The sequence below is a fragment of the Streptomyces sp. TP-A0874 genome, assembly GCF_001748085.1.
GTDB lineage: Bacteria > Actinomycetota > Actinomycetes > Streptomycetales > Streptomycetaceae > Streptomyces.
This window is the reverse complement of the sequence record NZ_BBZK01000005.1, coordinates 308,105-325,804: the sequence shown is the minus strand read 5'-3', so window position 1 is coordinate 325,804 and position 17,700 is coordinate 308,105. Positions and strand designations below refer to the sequence as shown.

The 17,700-nt window shown below is 72.4% G+C and carries 15 protein-coding genes and 1 pseudogene; 10 read left to right on the top strand and 6 right to left on the bottom strand.

Annotated features, from left to right (window positions below):
- Positions 1-63: 63 nt before the first annotated feature.
- Positions 64-813 (top strand): DUF5819 family protein, encoded by a 750-nt coding sequence (locus tag BGP73_RS09025; RefSeq protein WP_069813521.1) that lies wholly within the window; start codon positions 64-66, stop codon positions 811-813.
- The gene (locus BGP73_RS09020) at positions 810-2,141 is read left to right on the top strand and encodes an HTTM domain-containing protein (RefSeq protein ID WP_069813519.1); all 1,332 of its coding nucleotides are present in this window, start codon (positions 810-812) and stop codon (positions 2,139-2,141) included. The genes BGP73_RS09025 and BGP73_RS09020 overlap by 4 nt, the downstream gene beginning before the upstream one ends.
- Here BGP73_RS09020 and BGP73_RS09015 read toward each other — a convergent pair.
- Genes BGP73_RS09015 through BGP73_RS09005 form a run of 3 tightly spaced genes read right to left on the bottom strand, consistent with a single transcriptional unit; the run spans position 2,083 to position 5,030 of the window.
- Entirely contained in the window at positions 2,083-2,913 is an 831-nt protein-coding gene (locus BGP73_RS09015; protein WP_079127364.1) for a TrmH family RNA methyltransferase, read from the bottom strand. The genes BGP73_RS09020 and BGP73_RS09015 overlap by 59 nt on opposite strands.
- Positions 2,914-2,934: 21 nt before the next feature.
- Positions 2,935-4,281: a 6-phospho-beta-glucosidase gene (locus BGP73_RS09010; protein WP_069813517.1), complete on the bottom strand. Its 1,347-nt coding sequence runs from the start codon at positions 4,279-4,281 to the stop codon at positions 2,935-2,937.
- Complete coding sequence (locus BGP73_RS09005) at positions 4,278-5,030, bottom strand: DeoR/GlpR family DNA-binding transcription regulator (RefSeq protein WP_069813514.1); 753 nt, start codon at positions 5,028-5,030, stop codon at positions 4,278-4,280. Before BGP73_RS09005 ends, BGP73_RS09010 begins: the two co-directional genes overlap by 4 nt.
- Before the next feature lie 172 nt (positions 5,031-5,202).
- Here BGP73_RS09005 and BGP73_RS09000 point away from each other — a divergent pair, with 172 nt between their 5' ends.
- From BGP73_RS09000 to BGP73_RS08985, 4 genes are all read left to right on the top strand, one after another.
- Positions 5,203-6,267 (top strand): carbohydrate kinase family protein, encoded by a 1,065-nt coding sequence (locus BGP73_RS09000; RefSeq protein ID WP_069813982.1) that lies wholly within the window; start codon positions 5,203-5,205, stop codon positions 6,265-6,267.
- A gap of 327 nt (positions 6,268-6,594) precedes the next feature.
- Complete coding sequence (locus tag BGP73_RS08995; protein WP_069813511.1) at positions 6,595-8,028, top strand: ABC transporter substrate-binding protein; 1,434 nt, start codon at positions 6,595-6,597, stop codon at positions 8,026-8,028.
- Positions 8,025-8,948 carry a carbohydrate ABC transporter permease gene (locus BGP73_RS08990; protein WP_069813509.1) on the top strand — a complete coding sequence of 308 codons (924 nt, stop codon included), beginning with the start codon at positions 8,025-8,027 and terminating at the stop codon, positions 8,946-8,948. Before BGP73_RS08995 ends, BGP73_RS08990 begins: the two co-directional genes overlap by 4 nt.
- Complete coding sequence (locus tag BGP73_RS08985) at positions 8,945-9,766, top strand: carbohydrate ABC transporter permease (protein WP_069813507.1); 822 nt, start codon at positions 8,945-8,947, stop codon at positions 9,764-9,766. The genes BGP73_RS08990 and BGP73_RS08985 overlap by 4 nt, the downstream gene beginning before the upstream one ends.
- Positions 9,767-9,876: 110 nt before the next feature.
- Here BGP73_RS08985 and paaN read toward each other — a convergent pair whose 3' ends face one another.
- A complete protein-coding gene (gene paaN / locus BGP73_RS08980; RefSeq protein WP_069813505.1) occupies positions 9,877-11,559 on the bottom strand; it encodes a phenylacetic acid degradation protein PaaN in 1,683 nt (560 codons plus the stop codon).
- Positions 11,560-11,909: 350 nt separating this feature from the next.
- Here paaN and BGP73_RS08975 point away from each other — a divergent pair, with 350 nt between their 5' ends.
- Positions 11,910-12,494 (top strand): TetR/AcrR family transcriptional regulator, encoded by a 585-nt coding sequence (locus BGP73_RS08975; protein ID WP_069813503.1) that lies wholly within the window; start codon positions 11,910-11,912, stop codon positions 12,492-12,494.
- 278 nt (positions 12,495-12,772) lie between these two features.
- Here BGP73_RS08975 and BGP73_RS21965 read toward each other — a convergent pair.
- Positions 12,773-12,991: pseudogene (locus tag BGP73_RS21965) on the bottom strand (RidA family protein); the annotation flags it as partial.
- A 153-nt stretch (positions 12,992-13,144) separates the two neighbouring features.
- Positions 13,145-13,666 carry an Lrp/AsnC family transcriptional regulator gene (locus tag BGP73_RS08970; RefSeq protein WP_069813501.1) on the bottom strand — a complete coding sequence of 174 codons (522 nt, stop codon included), beginning with the start codon at positions 13,664-13,666 and terminating at the stop codon, positions 13,145-13,147.
- Positions 13,667-13,864: 198 nt separating this feature from the next.
- Here BGP73_RS08970 and pdhA point away from each other — a divergent pair, with 198 nt between their 5' ends.
- Genes pdhA through BGP73_RS08955 form a run of 3 tightly spaced genes read left to right on the top strand, consistent with a single transcriptional unit; the run spans position 13,865 to position 17,510 of the window.
- Positions 13,865-15,037 carry a pyruvate dehydrogenase (acetyl-transferring) E1 component subunit alpha gene (gene pdhA / locus BGP73_RS08965; protein WP_069813499.1) on the top strand — a complete coding sequence of 391 codons (1,173 nt, stop codon included), beginning with the start codon at positions 13,865-13,867 and terminating at the stop codon, positions 15,035-15,037.
- Between the two features lie 53 nt (positions 15,038-15,090).
- Positions 15,091-16,098 (top strand): alpha-ketoacid dehydrogenase subunit beta, encoded by a 1,008-nt coding sequence (locus BGP73_RS08960; RefSeq protein WP_069813981.1) that lies wholly within the window; start codon positions 15,091-15,093, stop codon positions 16,096-16,098.
- Positions 16,095-17,510, top strand: a complete 1,416-nt coding sequence (locus tag BGP73_RS08955; protein WP_069813980.1) for a dihydrolipoamide acetyltransferase family protein — start codon at positions 16,095-16,097, stop codon at positions 17,508-17,510. Before BGP73_RS08960 ends, BGP73_RS08955 begins: the two co-directional genes overlap by 4 nt.
- Positions 17,511-17,700: the final 190 nt, after the last annotated feature.

Here is a 17,700-nt window from a genome sequence, read left to right as displayed (position 1 = left end):
TGCCCTCGCCTGGTGCGCTGAGTACCGTTCCGCGGGGATCGACGAGCCTCAGGGAGTGGTGCCATGGAGCGGGACGAGCAGGGTGCGGCGGCATCGGTGGACCTCACCGCGCTCTCGCTGCCGGCGCGAATAGCGGTCGCGCTGGCGGCGCTGGTGGTCGCCGGTGCCGTCGCCGTCCATCTGACGATGGTCTTCCTGCACGTCGCGCCGGAGAACACGGTGACCAAGAGGCACGGTGCCCTGGTCGACGCGTACGTCTACCCGGAGTTCGAGCAGAACTGGAAGCTCTTCGCCCCCAATCCGCTCCAGCAGAACATCGCCGTCCAGGTGCGCGCCGAGGTACGGGCCCCGGACGGCGGGATCTCGACCACGGGGTGGACCGACCTCTCCGCTCAGGACGGCGCGGCCATCCGCCACAACCTGCTGCCCAGCCACACGCAGCAGAACGAACTCCGCCGGGCCTGGGACTTCTACGTCGGCTCGCACGACGAGGAGAACCAGCCGCGGGGGATGCGGGGGAAGCTCTTCGAGCGGTACCTCCGCCGGATCGTGATGCTCCGCCTCGGTCCGGAGCAGGACGGCCGGACGGTCCGGCGGATCCAGGTGCGTTCGGCCACCACCCCGGTTGCCCCGCCGAAGTGGAGCGGCGAGAAGTACGAGACGAAGACCGTCCACCGGGTACTGCCCTGGTGGACGGTGGGCGAGGGCGACCTCCCGCGCGCGGACCGAGCGGACTGGGCGGACCGCGCCGACCCGCCGAGGAGGCCGGGCGCGGTCGGCCCGGCGCCGGCCGGAGCGGGGAGTGAGCGGTGACCAGGTGGTGGGTCCGCCGGGCGGTGGAAGCGTGCCGGACCGCTTTCCAGCGGGTCGCGGGCAGCGCCCTCGGCCCCTACCAGACCGCGGTGGTCCGGATCGGCTTCTCCTTCACCTGGCTCTTCTTCCTGCTCCGCGAGTGGCCGCACCGCCATGAGCTGTACGGACCGGACAGCCCCTGGAGCTGGGAGCTGGGGCGCGGGCTGGTGGACGGCAACGGCGCGTTCACCGTGCTGCTCTGGTCCGACGGCCGCCTCTGGTTCGAGCTGGTCTACCTCTTCGCGCTGGCGGCGAGCGCGATGCTGCTGCTCGGCTGGCGCACCCGCACCGCGTCGGCGCTGTTCATGGTCGGTGTGCTGTCGCTGCAGAACCGCAGCATCGTGATGGGTGACGGCGGGGACAACGTCATCCACCTGGTCGCCACCTACCTGGTGTTGACCCGCTGCGGCCTGGTCTGGTCGTTGGACGCCCGGAACCGGCGCCGGCGCGGCCTCCGGGACCGTACCGGGGAGGGCGGGGAGGCACCGGAGCCGGGTGTCGGCCCGCTCCGCTCCGGCGGGGAGCCCCGGCGCGACGCCGCGGGGGTCGCCCTGTGGGCGGTGTTCGGCGGGGTGCTGCTGGTGGCCACCGTGCTGGGGCGGCTCAGCTGGGGCTGGTCGCTGGTCTTCTGGGGCCTGTGGACGGCGCAGGCGCTGTGGTGGGCGGTCGACCGGCAGGCCCGCGGCTCGGAGGCGCGGGCGGTGCTGGACGCCTTCGCCAACCTCGCCCACAACGGTGCCCTGCTGGTGATCAGCGCCGAGGTCTGCCTGATCTACGCGGCGGCGGGTTGGTACAAGATCCAGGGCTCGCGCTGGCAGGACGGCACCGCCGTCTACTACCCCCTGCACCTGGACTACTTCTCGCCCTGGCCGTTCCTCGCGGACCTGCTGGTCGCCAGCGGGTTGGTGGTGATGCTGATCACCTACGCCACCGTGGTCGTCCAGGTCGCCTTCCCCTTCACCCTGCTCAACCGGCGCGTCAAGAACCTCCTGCTGCCGTTGATGATGCTGGAGCACGCCGGGATGGCCGTCACGCTCGGCCTGCCGTTCTTCTCCCTGGCGATGATCGCGGCCGACGCGGTCTTCCTGCCGACCGCCTTCCTGCTCTGGGTCGACCGCGGTGCGGTGCGGCTGGGCGGGCGCCTGCGGCCGGCAGGAAGGGAGGGGCCGGAGGCCGAGGACGGAGACGGCGGTGCGGGGGCGGGACCGGTCGGCGGAACGGGCGGCGGTCTCACCGCCGGCGCGGAGGGGCTGCCGCGGCAGACGCCGCCGGCCCGCCGAGCTCCTTAGCACCGTCGACGGGCCCGCCCTCCGGCACTGGCAGCCAGTGGAAGAGCGCCATGGCCACCGTGGTGGCCAGGTTGAAGCTGGAGACCTTCGGGCGCATGGGCACCGCCACCAGCCGGGTGGCCCGGGCGCGCAGTTCCGCGGAGACGCCGTGCCGCTCGGAGCCGAACGCCAGCAGGGCGTCGTCGGGCAGCCGGGTCGATCTGATGTCCTCCCCCTCCGGGTCGAGCACGTAGAGCGGCCCCGGCGGCAGTTCCTCGGTCGTCAGCCGCTCCACCGCCGTGGCGAAGTGCAGCCCGGCACCGGCCCGCACCGCGTTGGGGTGCCATGGGTCCATATCGCCGGTGGTGATCACTCCGGTGGCGCCGAACCCGGCGGCCAGTCGGACCACCGCACCGATGTTGCCGAGGTTGCGCGGACGGTCCAGCAGGACGACGGGCGACCTCCTGGGCCGCCGGCGCAGGATCTCGCCGTTCCGCTCCTGGCTGGGCCGGGTGGCGAGCGCGGCCACCCCGGTGGGGTGGATCCGAGGCACCAGGGCCCGCAGGGTCGGCTGCGGCACCTCGACGACGATCGCCTCGATCCGCTCGCGGACGTCGGCTGCCAGCTCCGCCGCCAGCGCCAGCAGCGCGGTCCTGTCCGAGGCCAGCGCCACCGACACCTCCGCATCGAAGCGGAGCGCATGCTTCAACGCGTGGAAGCCGTCCAGCAGCACGCTGCCGGGAGCGAGTCGGCGCCACCGCTGCACGGCCGCCTCGGCCTGTTCCTCGGACATGGCACCAGCCTACGGGCCGGCTCAGTAGCCGCCGGCCGCCTCCAGGATCCGCTCGGCCACCCTGACCGAGTCGACGAGGGGGTGCAGCGCCAGGGCCCGCAGCGCCGCCGCCCGCGAGCCGCTCTCGGCGGCCTCGATCGCGGACCGCTCGACGGCCTTGAGCGAGAGCATCAGGCCCAACTGGTCCGGGGCCACGGCGCCGACCGCGAGCGGACGCGCGCCGGCGGCGTCCACCTGGCAGGGCACCTCCACCACGGCTTCCTGGTCCAGCCCCGGCACCGCGGCGCGGTTCGCCACGTTGAGGATCAGGGTGGTCCGCTCGTTGCGGGAGATGGCCCGCATCAGCGCCAGCGCCACCCGGTCGTAGCCGCCTCCGTCGAGGTCGCAGCTGTCCCGCTGCCACCCCCCGGACACCTGGCGGCTCTCCGCCATGTACGTCTCCTCCCGCTCCAGGCGGGTGCGGTCCCACAGCTCGTAGGCCGAGTCGGGGCGGGCGCCGGAGCGCAGTTCGCGGTAGAACCGCGACTGCTGTTCGTCGAGGAACTCCCCGCGGGTCGCGGGCGCCTGCCGGACGGAGGCGACGGCCTCCCGGTTGAAGTAGTAGTAGTGGAGGTACTCATTGGGCAGCGCACCCAGCGGGCGGAGCCAGTCGGCGCCGAAGAGCCTCCCCTCCTCGAAGGACTCCAGCCGCTCGGTGTCGGCGAGCAGCTCCGGCAGCCGGTCGCGGCCGCCGACGGTGACCCGGCGGAGCCAGCCCAGGTGGTTGAGGCCGACGTAGTCGTAGTCCGCCCGGTCCGGGTCGGTGCCGAGCGCCCGCGCGGCCCGCCGGCAGAGGCCGACCGGAGAGTCGCAGATGCCGATCACCCGGTCGCCGAGCCCCCGGTCCCGGAACACCCTGCTCATCGCCTCGGTGACCATGCCGGCCGGGTTGGTGAAGTTGATCACCCAGGCGTCGGGGGCGACGGTGGCGACGCGCTCGGCGATGTGCACGGCCACCGGGAGGGTGCGCAGCCCGTAGAGGACCCCGCCGGCCCCCACGGTCTCCTGTCCGAGCACCCCTTCGTCCAGTGCGATCCGCTCGTCACGGGTGCGTCCGGCCAGCCCGCCGACCCGGATCGCGGAGAAGACGAAGTCCGTGCCGCGCAGCGCGTCGTCGAGGTCGGTGGTGGCGCGGACGGACGGGGCCGGGCCGGTGTGCTGCCGCGCCTGCTGGGCGAGGACGGCCCCGATCGCGTCGAGTCGGCCCTGGTCGGTGTCGTACAGGACCAGTTCGCCGATCCGCCCGGACGGGTCGCCGCCGTCCTCGAGCAGGGCCCGGTACACCAGGGGCACCCGGAATCCGCCGCCCCCCAGCACGGTGAGCCTCATACCTGAAAAACCTCCACATCTGCCTCGCGGAACGCGGCGAGGGTGGGCGGATCGGACGCCTGATTGGTGATCAGCACATCGATCTCTCCGGGCCCGCAGACCCGGGCGTTGCCCGAGCCGGGGAACTTCCTGGCGGTGGCCAGCAGCACCACCTGGCGGGCGGCGGCGAGCATGGCGTGTTTGACCGGTACCTCGACGTCGGTGGTGTCCAGCACCCGGCCGTCCGGCAGGACGCCGCTGGTGCCGAGGAAGAGCCGATCGGCGTAGAGGTGGCTGAGGGCCGTCTCGGTGAGGAAGCCGACCAGCGACCGGTAGTTGCGGCGGACCTCCCCGCCGAGCAGGACCAGCGTCACCTCGGGGTCCTCGCGCAACTCCTCGTAGACGGCGAGGTTGCTGGTCGCCACGGTGATCTGCCGGCCGTGGAGCCGGCGGGCGAGTTGGAGGGTGGTGGTGCCTATGTCGAGCAGCACCACCTCGCCGTCCTGGACCAGCTCGGCGGCCCGGGCGGCCAGCGCGTCCTTGTCGGCGAGGTCGTCCACCACCTCCTCGGCGAACGGCGGCTCGGCCGGCGTCCGGGCCACCGCCCCGCCGTATACCCGGGTCAACCGGCCGGCGTCGCCGAGGTCGTTGAGGTCGCGCCGGGCGGTGGCCTCGCTGACCGCCAGCCGCTTGGCGATCTCGCCGACCGGAAGGACGCCCTCCGCGCGGAGGATCCGCAGCAGGCGCTCGTGGCGGCTCTCACGCAACATGCTCGGCAATCTAACGCGCTTGAGCGACTTTGCGCGACCCTGATCGAGGTATTGCATTTGGCTGGCCTCGCGTGCAAGGTGTCGGTCATAACAGCTAGAGCTTCAGGCCAGAAAGGGGCGAGAGGGTTTGAGCACCACCGGCAGCGCCCACCCGGCACCGTCGCCCGCGCCCATGGATCCGCTGGAGTCCCTGCGGCGGGCCGGAGACCCGCCCCAGGACGTCTTCCTCACCGGCACGGTCTTCCTGGACATCGTCTTCACCGGACTCGACCACGCGCCGGTGCGCGGTACCGAGTCGTGGGCGCGCGGCATGGGTTCGAGCCCGGGCGGGGTGGCCAACATGGCCACCGCGCTGCGCCGGCTGGGCCTGCGGACCTCGCTGGCCGCCGCCTTCGGTGACGACGTCTACGGCGACTACTGCTGGGAGAGCCTGGCGGACAACGAGGGCATCGACCTCTCCCCCTCGCACCGGGCGCCTGGTTGGCACTCGCCGGTCACCGTCTCCATGGCCTACGAGGGCGAGCGCACCATGGTCTCGCACGGCCACGAGGCCCCCACACCCTGCGTCAGCGTCGCCGAGCGGCCGCGCTCCCGCGCCTGCGTCACCGACCTCGACTCCGGGCGGCTCGAGGGCTGGGTGCGCAAGGCCTACGACGAGGGCAGCAAGGTGTTCGCGGACGTCGGCTGGGACGAGACGGGCGCCTGGGACCCGGACACCCTCGCCGACCTCGCCTACTGCCACGCCTTCCTGCCGAACGCCGCCGAGGCGCAGCACTACACCCGTACCGACAGCCCCGAGAAGGCGGTCCGGGCGCTCGCCGAACTGGTGCCCATCGCGGTGGTCACCAAGGGAGCCGGGGGCGCGATCGCGATCGACTCGGTGAGCGGGGAGATCGCGGACGTGCCCGCGCTGCGGGTGGAGGCGCTGGACCCGACGGGCGCCGGCGACGTCTTCGTGGCCGGATTCATCACCGGCACGCTCGCCGGCTGGCCGCTCGCCGACCGGCTGGCGTTCGCCAACCTCACCGCCGCGCTCTCGGTGCAGCACTTCGGCGGCTCGCTGTCCGCCCCGGGGTGGACGGAGGTGGCGGCCTGGTGGCAGTACGTCATCCGGTGCGGCGGGCAGAGCGAGGACGTGCTGCGCCGCTACGCCTTCCTGGCGGACCTGCTGCCGCCGTCCACCACCGACACGGCGCTCCGGCGGGCCACCCCGACCATCGGCTTCCGGTCCACCTAGCGTCGTGACCCGAAAGGCCCACCGGCTTCGGGACACCCGGTACGGCCCAGCCGCCGACCGTGGGTCCCCCGAGCCGCGTTCCGTGTCACGCGGGTACGCCCGGTACTCGGATGCTGCTCCGCCCTGCGGCCAGCCGCACCGGGCGCGGCCGGCTTCCCGGCGAACCCTTCCGGTCCCGGCGCCGCCCGGTTGCCGAAACGATTCGGAACGGCGCCGCGGACGTCAGTCGCGAACCGCGGGTCGAGCAGAAGTGAAAGACGTCAGGACGCCGAAGGCCCGTGAAGAGGCGACGGCGCCGAAGGCCGCCCCCAGAGGAGATGTCGCACGATGAAGTCCCTTCACTGCCCGAGACCCTCGCGCCGGCGGTTCGCCTCGTCGGTCGCGCTGGTCGCCGGCATGGCCCTGCTCGGCACGGCCTGTGTGCCCGGCACCGACGGCTCAGGGGCCCCCGGCGGCTCCGGCTCCCGGGGCGCCACCGCGATGCCGGACCCGGCCAAGGCCGGGAAGGTCACGCTCACGGTCTGGGACCAGGAGGTCCGCGGTGGTCAGAACGCCGAGATCGAGCGGCTCAACGACGAGTTCCAGGAGAAGTACCCCAACGTCCGCATCAAACGCGTGGCGCGGAGCTTCTCCGACCTGAAGACCACCCTCAAGCTGGCGATATCCAGCAACACCCCGCCGGACGTGATCCAGGCCAACCAGGGCTACCCGGACATGGTCTCCTTCGTCCGCGCTGGCCTGCTCACCCCGCTGGACGACTACGCCGGCATCTACGGCTGGAACACCCGCTACCCGAACACCCTGCTCGACCTCAACCGGGTATCGGTGGACGGGGCCAGGTTCGGCACCGGCCAGCTGTACGGCCTCTCCCAGGCCGGTGAGTACGTCGGCGTGTACTACAACAAGGACGTGCTGGCGAAGGCCGGGGTGAAACCCCCGCGGACCTGGGCGGAGTTCACCGACGCACTGCCCCGGCTGAAAGCGAAGGGCGAGTTGCCGGTCCAGTTCGGCAACCTCGACAAGTGGCCGGCCATCCACACCTTCGGCGTCCTGCAGAACCAGGCCGGAGACGCAACCGGCACCCGGGACACCATCCTCGGCCGCGGCGAGGGCTTCGACAACGAGCCCACCCGGGAAGCGGCCCGCACCCTCGCCGACTGGGCGGAGCGCGGCTACATACCCAAGGGCACCAACGGCACCGGCTACGACGACGCGACGAAGAAGTTCGCCGACGGCCAGGGCGCGTTCCTGATCACCGGCACCTGGCTGCTCGCCGACCTCAAGAAGCCGATGGGCGACAAGCTGGGCCTGATGGTGCCGCCGCCCGCCGAGGCCGGCGCCGCCCCGACCACCACCGGCGGGCAGGGACTGGCCTGGTCGGTCACCTCCCGCTCCAAGCACCCCGACGTGGCCGCCGCCTACCTGGACTTCATCACCAACGCGCACGCCTCCGAGGTGATGGCCGAGGAGGGCGTACTACCCGTGGTGCCGGGCGAGACCGCCCGCAAGGCCCCGGCCGGCAGCGCGGACCGGCAGCTCGTCGAGGGCTGGGAACGACTCAACCGCGACGACGGGCTGGTGCCGTACCTCGACTACACGACGCCCGACTTCTACGACACCCTCTCCGCCGACCTCCAGGGCGTCATCGACGGCTCCCTCTCCCCTGACGAACTGGCGCGCTCCATGCAGAAGGAGTACGCCGGCTTCCAGGAGAAGCAGCGATCCGAGTTCGGGTCGGACGAGACCGAGGGGCAGCGGTGAGCGCCGGGCGAGCGCTCCGGTCGGTCGCCGCCCGCTACCGCCGGACCGCCCCGGGGGAGCCGCGTGCCGTCGGATACCTGTACGTCGTACCGGCCTTCCTCCTCTACGGCACCTTCCTGCTCTTCCCGTTCGGACAGACCGTCTGGCTGTCGCTGCTGCACTGGGACGGGCTGACCGCCGCCAGTTGGGCGGGGCTGGAGAACTACCGGGGCATCCTCACCGACCCGGCGCTGCGTGCCCCCTTCGTCCACGCGCTGGTGCTGCTGGTCTTCTACGCGGCGCTGCCGGTGGCCATCGGACTGCTGCTGGCCGCGGCCCTGTCGCGGTTCCGGGTGCGGGGGATGACCTTCTTCCGGACCGTGCTGTTCCTGCCTCAGGTGCTGGCGATGGTGGTGGTGGGCGTCGCCTGGCGGTCCATCCTCGCCCCCGACGGTCTTCTGAACGACCTGCTCCGGGCCGTCGGCGCGGACTCCCTGACGCGTTCCTGGCTCGGGGACTACACCTGGGCCCTGCCTGCGGTGGGAGCGGTCGGCACCTGGGTGGAGACCGGGCTCTGCCTGGTGCTCTTCCTCGCCGGGGTGCAGCGAATACCCCGCGAGCTCTACGAGGCGGCCCGGGTGGACGGGGCCGGCGCGGTGCGGGAGTTCTTCACCGTGACCCTGCCGGGGCTCCGCCCGCAGATCGCGGTCGCGCTGACCCTGACCATCGTCGCCGGGCTGCGGAACTTCGACCTGGTCTACATCACCACCAGCGGCGGGCCCGGGAACGCCACCTCGGTGCCGGCGTACGAGGTGTACCGCCGGGCCTTCGAGACCAACCAGGTCGGTGCCGCGGCGGCGATCGGGGTCGGACTCGCCCTGCTGATCTTCGTGCTGACGGTCCTGGCGTCGCGGTTGGTGGAGGGGCGGAACAACGGATGACCAGTCGTTTCGAACGGGGCGTGACCTACGCGATCCTCGCGCTCTTCACCGTCACCAGCCTCACCCCGGTGCTCGGCATCCTGTCGACGGCGTTCGGCAGGCAGTCCTCGCTGGACACCGGCTTCTCCCTGCCGGACGGCCTCAACTGGGGAAATTTCGCCGATGCCTGGTCCCGGGCGCACTTCGGCACCTACCTGATGAACTCGGTGCTGGTCACGGCCGCCGTGGTGACTGCCACCTGTGTGCTCGCGGTGCTCGCCGCCTACGCCTTCGCGGTGATGCGGTTCCCCGGCTCCACGGTGCTCTTCTACCTGTTCCTCGCCGGGCTGACACTGCCGCAGGAGGCGCTGATCGTCCCGCTCTACTTCGATCTGCGGCACTGGGGGCTGACCGACACCTACTGGGCGCTGATCCTGCCGCAGACCGCCCAGTCGCTCGCCTTCGCGGTCTTCTGGATGCGGGCCTACTTCCGGGGCAGTCCGCGCGCCGTCATCGAGGCGGCCAGGATCGACGGCGCCTCCAGCTGGACCACACTCTGGCGGATCCTGGTGCCGATGGGGCGCCCGGCCATCTCCACGATGGTCGTGATCGTCTTCATGTGGACGTGGAACGAGTTCCTGCTGGCGCTGGTGATGGTCAGCGACGAGGCGCACCGGACGGTGCCGCTGGGGCTCGCCTTCTTCCAGGGCCAGCACAGCTCGGACACCGTGCTGCTGGCTGCCGCATCGGTGCTGATCGCTCTTCCCGTGGTGATCGTCTACGTACTGCTGCAGCGCCGCTTCATCGAGGGGATGCTGAGCGGCGCCACCAAGGAGTGAGCCGGCGCGGAGACTGACCCGGCCCTCCCGGGCCCGCTTCCGCGGGGGAGGGCGGCCGGCAGGGCGCGAGCGGCCACCGCTCGCGCCCCGCCGGCCGCCCGATCCGCTGCTCAGGCCGGCCGGCGGACCTCGATGGTGCGGAAGCGGCTGGCCACGTAGGCGCTGTCGCACAGCGCCGCGTTGGCCGCCGGGTTGCCGCCGGAGCCGTGGAAGTCGGAGAAGGCCGCGGTCTGGTTGACGTACACGCCGCCGGTGAGGTTCAGCGACAGCTGGGCGCACTCCTCCAGGCAGACCTCCTCCACCAGCCGCTCCACGTCCGGCGAGGTGGTGTAGGCGGCCACGGTCATCGCGCCGCGCTCCCGGATCGAGCGGCGCAGCAGCTCCACCGCCGAGCTGGCGGAGTCCATCGCGACCGCGAAGGAGATCGGGCCGAAGCACTCGGTCAGGAAGGCGGACTCGGCCTCCGGCTTACCGCCGTCCAGCTTGACGATCAGCGGGCTGCGCACCGTGGCCGCGGGGAACTCCGGATTCTCCACCTCGCGCGAGGCCAGGGCCACCTCCCCCGACTGGGCCGCGGCCTCCAGCCGCTCCTTCACCTGCGGATTGACGATCGCCCCGAGCAGGGCGTTGGCCCGCGCGTCGTCGCCGAGCAGTCCCTGTACGGCGGCGGCCAGGTCGCCGACGACCTCCTCGTAGCTCTTGGCGCCCTCGTCGGTGTCCACGCCGTCGCGCGGGATCAGCAGGTTCTGCGGGGTGGTGCACATCTGGCCGCTGTAGAGCGACAGCGAGAACGCCAGGTTGGCCAGCATGCCGCGGTAGTCGTCGGTCGACTCGATCAGCACCGTGTTGACGCCGGCCTTCTCGGTGAAGACCTGTGCCTGGCGTGCGTTGGCCTCCAACCAGTCGCCGAAGGCGGTCGAGCCGGTGTAGTCGACGATGCGGATCTCCGGACGGACGGCGAGCGTCTTCGCGATCCCCTCGTCGGGTCGTTCGGCGAGGAGGGTGACCAGATCCGGGGCGAAACCGGCCTCCGCGAGCACCTCCCGGGCCACCGCGACGGTCAGCGCCAGCGGCAGCACCGCCCTCGGATGCGGCTTGACCAGGACCGGGTTGCCGGTGGCCAGCGAGGCGAAGAAGCCCGGGTAGCCGTTCCAGGTGGGGAAGGTGTTGCAGCCGATCACCAGGGCGAGGCCGCGGGGCACGGCGGTGAACGTCTTGCCGATCCGCAGGGGGTCGCGCTTGCGCTGCGGCTTGGCCCACTCGGCGCTCTCCGGGGTCCTCAGCTGTTCGGCGTAGGCGTAGGCCACCGCCTCCAGTCCGCGGTCCTGGGCGTGCGGGCCCCCCGCCTGAAAGGCCATCAGGAACGCCTGGCCGGAGGTGTGCATAACGGCGTGGGCGAACTCGTGGCTGCGGGCGTTGATCCGGGCCAGGATCTCCAGGCACACCATGGCCCGCAGCTGCGGACCGGCCGACCGCCATGCCGGCATGGCCTCCCGCATCGCGGGGAGCAGCACCTCGGGATCGGAGTGCGGGTACTGCACGTCCAGCTCCGGACCGTACGGCGAGACCTCCCCGCCGATCCAGCCGTCCACACCCGGCTGGCCCAGGTCGAGGCGGGTGCCGCGGAGGGCCTCGAAGGCGGCCTTGCCCTCGGCGGCGGCGTTCTCTCCGTAGGCCTTGGGATTCTCCGGGTGAGGAGACCAGTAGGCCCGGCTGCGGATCGCCTCCAGGGCCTGGTCAAGCGTGGGCTGGTGCTTCTCGATCAGCTGGAGGGCGGTGAGACTGGCGGCCATGGCTGACCAACTCCTCGTCGCGAGCCGGGCGGGTGCGGACAGGGACCGTCGTTCGGATCCCCGCGGCGCCGCGGGGATCCGGTCCGCTCTCCCGGCCGCCGCCGGAAGGTGCCCCCGCACGGCGTTGCCGGGCCGCCGGTGGCTCCGTGTGAGGAGCACCCGGTGCCCCGGCGGGGGCGCGCACCGGATCCCGCCTTGTCCAGGGAGATCCAAGCGACAGACCCAAGATTAACCGAACGATCGGTCGGGACAAGAGGGGTGTGCCTCACCGGGCCCGGTCGAGGTGCCTCAGCGGCGGCCGCCACCGCTCCGCCGTGCGACCGCCGGAGCGGACCTGCTGTAATCAGGGCATGGTCAAGCGCGACACCTACACGCCCGAATCGCTGCTCGCGGTCGCCGTCGAGGTGTTCAACGAGCGCGGATACGACGGCACCTCCATGGAGCACCTCTCCCGGGCCGCCGGAATCTCCAAGTCGTCGATCTACCACCACGTACGCGGCAAGGAGGAACTGCTGCGGCTGGCGATAAGCCGGGCGCTGGACGGGCTCTTCGGCATCCTCGAGGAGCCGGCGGCGGTACGCGGGCGGGCCGTCGACCGGCTGGAACACGTCACCCGGCGGACCGCCGAGGTCCTGATGGCGGAGCTGCCGTACGTCACCCTGCTGCTCCGGGTGCGCGGCAACACCGACACCGAGCGCTGGGCCATGGCGCGGCGGCGCGAGTTCGACCAGCAGGTGGCCGCGCTGCTGAAGCAGGCCGCCGCCGACGGAGACCTGCGGGCCGACATGGACATGCGGCTGGCCACCCGGCTGCTCTTCGGAATGATCAACTCCATCGTGGAGTGGTACCGGCCCGAGGCGGGGGGCGCGGCCCACCGGGAACAGGTGGCGGACGCCGTGGTGCGGATGGCGTTCGCCGGACTGCGCACCGGCTGAGCTCGTTCTTTGAACTGAATCGTTCTAAGGGTTGTCCCGCAATCCCCGGTGGGCGCACGACGACAGCTACGGCACCTCGCCGCGTTGTCGGAACATCCTGATACGCCCAGTATCGGGACGTCCCTCCGCCTTGCGATGTACCGCATCTGCCGTCGTGCGCTGATCCACCGGGGATTACGGGACAACCCTTAGGGCGATAAGTCTCTTCTCGCGGCGGACGGTTCTGCCCATGTCGTAGCGGGTGCCCGGTGCCTGTTCGGGGTGCCGGGCGGCCGTCCAGGGCCGGGCCGGTGGGGTTTCGGTGCGGTGAGCGCGTTCGCGACCGCCTGGTCGACCTGCTTCTCGACGGAACCGGCACCGACGAGGTCACCGTTCCGATCAAGCGGGCACTGTCCCGCCAGGTAGGCCGTACGCCCTGCCTCCACCACGGTGATGTGGTGGTAGCCGGGCGTCTCATGTAGCTGCTCGGGGTTGATGCGGATGACCTTCTCAGCCATGTCCGCGAGTCTGCCCGGCATGGTGCCGGCACGCACCGCGATTTCCCCGCCCGCAAGCACTCCGCAGCAACCCGAGGTCGAGGAACAAGCTGAGTGCCTGGCTGTGAATCCGCGCCCGGTTCACGGGGTCGCCACCCAGGGGCCGGGACCGCCTCAGCTCCCGTCGGTACCCGCTTCCCCGCCCTCCGGATCCTCCTGCCAGAGGTCGGTCTCCTCGAAGACCAGCAGCGTCCGGGTGCTGAGCACCTCCGGGATCGACTGGATGCGGGTGAGGACCAGCTCGCGCAGCGCCCGGTTGTCGGGTGTGTGTACCAGGAGCAGTACGTCGAAGTCCCCGCTGACCAGAGCGATGTGGGCGGCGCCGGGCAACTGCTCCAGCTGGCCGCGGACGCGGCGCCAGGAGTTCTGGACGATCTTCAGGGTGATGTACGCCGACGCTCCCTGACCGGCCCGCTCGTGGTCCACCCGGGCGCCGAAGCCGCGGATCACCCCGTCGTCGATCAGGCGGTTGATCCGCGCGTAGGCATTGGCGCGGGACACGTGGACCCGCTCGGCCACCGAGCGCACTGAGGCGCGCCCGTCCATGCGCAGTATCCGCAGGATGTTCCGGTCGACGGGGTCGAGGTGGCGGGGGCGGGGTCCCCGCCCGTCTTCGGCCATCCGTTCAGCAGCCATCCCTCTGCGCCTCCCGGTTGTGGACGTCCTGGCCACATCAGAGGCTGTGGACAACCGTTTGTCCACAGGCTGGGGGTGCCTGTAGCCAAAATGTGCCGTCGACCGAACAATCGGTAGGGGAGTGCCTCGGCGCTCCGCCCTTCGCATACCGCCCGACCCCGGCCTCGTGCCGGCCGGGGAGTTTCAGGAGGTGTCGTCATGACGGTTCTGGAGCAGACCGGGGCGTATCGCCCGGCCCCGCCACCGGGTTGGCAGCCCCGCACCGACCCCGCGCCGCTGCTGCCCGACGCCGAGCCGCACCGGGTGCTGGGGGTGGGCGCTCCGGGCAGCGGGGTTGGCGCCACCGACCCCGCCCTGCTGAAGAGGTTCTACGCCGAGCTGGTGCGCGGCCGCCGCTACAACACCCAGGCCACCGCCCTGACCCGGCAGGGCCGGTTGGCGGTCTACCCTTCCAGCACCGGCCAGGAGGCCTGCGAGGTCGCCGCGGCGCTCGCCCTGGAGCAGCGCGACTGGCTCTTCCCCAGCTACCGCGACACCCTCGCCGCCGTGGCCCGCGGTCTGGACCCGGTGCAGGCGCTGACGCTGCTGCGCGGTGACTGGCACACCGGCTACGACCCCCGAGAGCTGCGGATCGCCCCGCTCTGCACCCCGCTGGCGACCCAGCTGCCGCACGCGGTCGGTCTCGCCCACGCCGCCCGACTCCAGGGCGACGACGTGGTGGCCCTCGCCATGATCGGGGACGGCGGTACCAGCGAGGGGGACTTCCACGAGGCGCTCAACTTCGCCGCGGTCTGGCGGGCGCCGGTGGTCTTCCTTGTGCAGAACAACGGCTTCGCCATCTCCGTCCCGCTGGCCAAGCAGACCGCCGCCCCCTCGCTGGCCCACAAGGGCGTCGGTTACGGCATGCCGGGTCGGCTGGTGGACGGCAACGACGTCCTCGCCGTCCACCAGGTGCTGGACGAGGCCGTCCAACGCGCCCGTTCGGGGGGCGGACCGACGCTGGTCGAGGCGGTGACCTACCGCGTCGACGCGCACACCAACGCCGACGACGCCACCCGGTACCGGTCCGAGGACGAGATCGCGGCCTGGCGCGAACACGACCCGATCGTCCTGCTGGAGCGGGAGCTGAAGGCCGCCGGGCTGCTCGACGAGGAGGGCGTGCACGCCGCCCGGGAGGCGGCCGAGGAGACGGCCGCGGCGCTGCGGGCCCGGATGAACGAGGACCCGCCGCTCGACCCCATGGATCTCTTCGAGCACGTGTACGCCGAGCCGACCAGTCGGCTGCGGGAGCAGGCGGACCAGCTTCGGGCGGAGCTCGCCGCGGCCGCCGACAGCGCCGAAGCCTCGAATACCGGGGAGTGGGACAAGTGACGACCGCACCAGCCGCCCTGAAACCGGCCGCTCCGGCCCGGAAGCCCGCCACGATGGCCCAGGCTCTGGGCCGGGCGCTCCGCGACGAGATGGCCGCCGACCCGAGCGTCCACGTGCTCGGCGAGGATGTCGGCACCCTCGGCGGGGTCTTCCGGATCACCGACGGCCTGGCCGCCGAGTTCGGCGACGAACGATGCGCGGACACCCCGCTGGCGGAGGCGGGCATCCTCGGCACCGCCGTGGGAATGGCGATGTACGGGCTGCGCCCGGTGGTGGAGATGCAGTTCGACGCCTTCGCCTACCCCGCCTTCGAACAACTGGTCAGCCATGTCGCGCGGATGCGGAACCGCACCCGCGGCGCCATGCCGCTCCCGCTGACGGTGCGAGTGCCCTACGGCGGCGGGATCGGCGGCGTCGAGCACCACAGCGACTCCTCCGAGGCCTACTACATGGCCACGCCCGGCCTGCACGTCGTCACCCCGGCCACGGTGGCCGACGCGTACGGGCTGCTGCGCGCCGCCATCGCCTCCGACGACCCGGTGGTCTTCCTCGAACCCAAGCGCCTCTACTGGTCCAAGGCCGAGTGGTCACCCCAGGACCCGGAGCCGGTGGCGCCGATCGGGCGGGCCGCGGTGCGCCGCTCCGGCGGCAGCGCGACCCTGGTCACCTACGGCCCCTCGGTGCCCGTCTGCCTCGAAGCGGCGGAAGCGGCACGGGAGGAGGGCTGGGACCTAGAAGTGATCGACCTGCGCAGCCTGGTGCCGTTCGACGAGGAGACCGTCTGCGCCTCGGTCCGCCGGACCGGGCGGGCAGTCGTCGTCCACGAGGCGAACGGGTTCGCCGGTCCGGGAGGGGAGATCGCCGCCCGACTGTCGGAGCGCTGCTTCCACTACCTCCAGGCCCCGGTGCTCCGGGTCACCGGCCTCGACATCCCGTATCCGCCGCCGATGCTCGAACAGCACCACCTGCCGGGGGTCGACCGCGTCCTCGACGCGGTGGCGCGGCTGCAGTGGGAGTCCGAGTGGACGAGCGGTGCGCGGACCGGGGAGGAGGCGCCATGACGGAGGTGCGGGAGTTCGCGCTGCCGGACCTCGGGGAGGGCCTGACCGAGGCGGAGATCGTCCGCTGGCTGGTCCGGGTCGGCGAGGTGGTAGCGGTCGACCAGCCGGTGGTCGAGGTTGAGACGGCGAAGGCGATGGTGGAGGTGCCCTGCCCGCACGCCGGGGTGGTGACGGCCCGGTTCGGCGAGGAGGGCACCGAGCTTCCGGTGGGCGCGCCGCTGCTGACGGTGGCGGTGGGGGCGGACTCCTCGGCCGCCGCGGCCGCCAAGGTGGGGCCGCCCGCGGCCTCGGCGGAGACGGTCGGAGAACGCTCCACGGGCCCGTCGGAGAGCTCGGGGAACGTCCTCGTCGGCTACGGCACCGGGGCCCCGTCGGCACGTCGCCGCCGGGTGCGGCCGGCAGCGTTCGGGGACCGGGGCCCGGGCACCGCCATGAGGACCGCCCGACCCGGCACCGTCGACGGTCCGCTGCCGGTGATCTCCCCGCTGGTGCGCAGGCTGGCCCGGGAGCACGGCCTCGACCTCCGCCAGGTGACCGGGAGCGGGCCGGAGGGGTTGATCCTGCGGGCCGACGTGGAGAGCGCCGCCCGGACAGCCCGGACAGGCCTCCCCGACGGAGCGGTGGCTCCCGCCGGGAGCCCGCAGACGGATCCGGTCGGCACGGGGCGGGAGCCGGTTCCCGGCTCCGGGGGGCTGCGCCGCCGCACCGCCCTGGGCTCCGGGGCGGAGGAGCGGCTGCCGCTGCGCGGGCTGCGGGGCGCCGTGGCGGAGAAGCTGACGCGCAGCAGGCGGGAGATCCCGGACGCGACCACCTGGGTGGACGCCGACGCCACCGAACTGCTCGCGGCCCGGGCCGCGATGAACGCCGTCGGCGGCCCGAAGGTCTCCCTGCTGGCGCTGCTCGCCCGGATCTGCACGGCGGCGCTGGTCCGTTTCCCCGCGCTGAACGCCACGGTCGACACCGACAGCCGGGAGATCGTCGTGCTGCCCTCGGTCCACCTGGGGTTCGCCGCGCAGACCGACCGGGGGCTGGTGGTACCGGTGGTGAGGGACGCGCAGACCCGTGACGCGGTGGACCTGTCGGCCGAGTTCGCCCGGCTCACCGAGGCTGGTCGGACCGGCCGGCTGACGCCGGCGGACCTGACCGGCGGCACCTTCACCCTGAACAACTACGGGGTGTTCGGTGTGGACGGCTCGACCCCGATCATCAACCACCCCGAGGCCGCCATGCTGGGTGTCGGCCGTATCACCGACAAGCCCTGGGTGTTCGGTGGTGAACTGGCGGTCCGCAAGGTCGTCCAGCTCTCGCTCACCTTCGACCACCGGGTCTGCGACGGGGGCACGGCCGGCGGTTTCCTCCGCCATGTGGCCGACTGCGTGGAGCAACCGGCGGTGCTGCTGCGCAGCCTGTGACAGTCGGCCCGGGACCACCGGGAACGGGGGCGCGGGTGACCGGACCGCCCGTGGCCCGTCCCTCACCGGGGGCCGGGTCTCGCTGTGATCCGGCACCGTGCCCCCGCTGTCCACTGATCCGCGCTGCTCCCCGGCCCGCGCGGGGCCGGCCCGGGGAGGCAGCGCGGCACCGAGGGCCATGCCCGCCTCC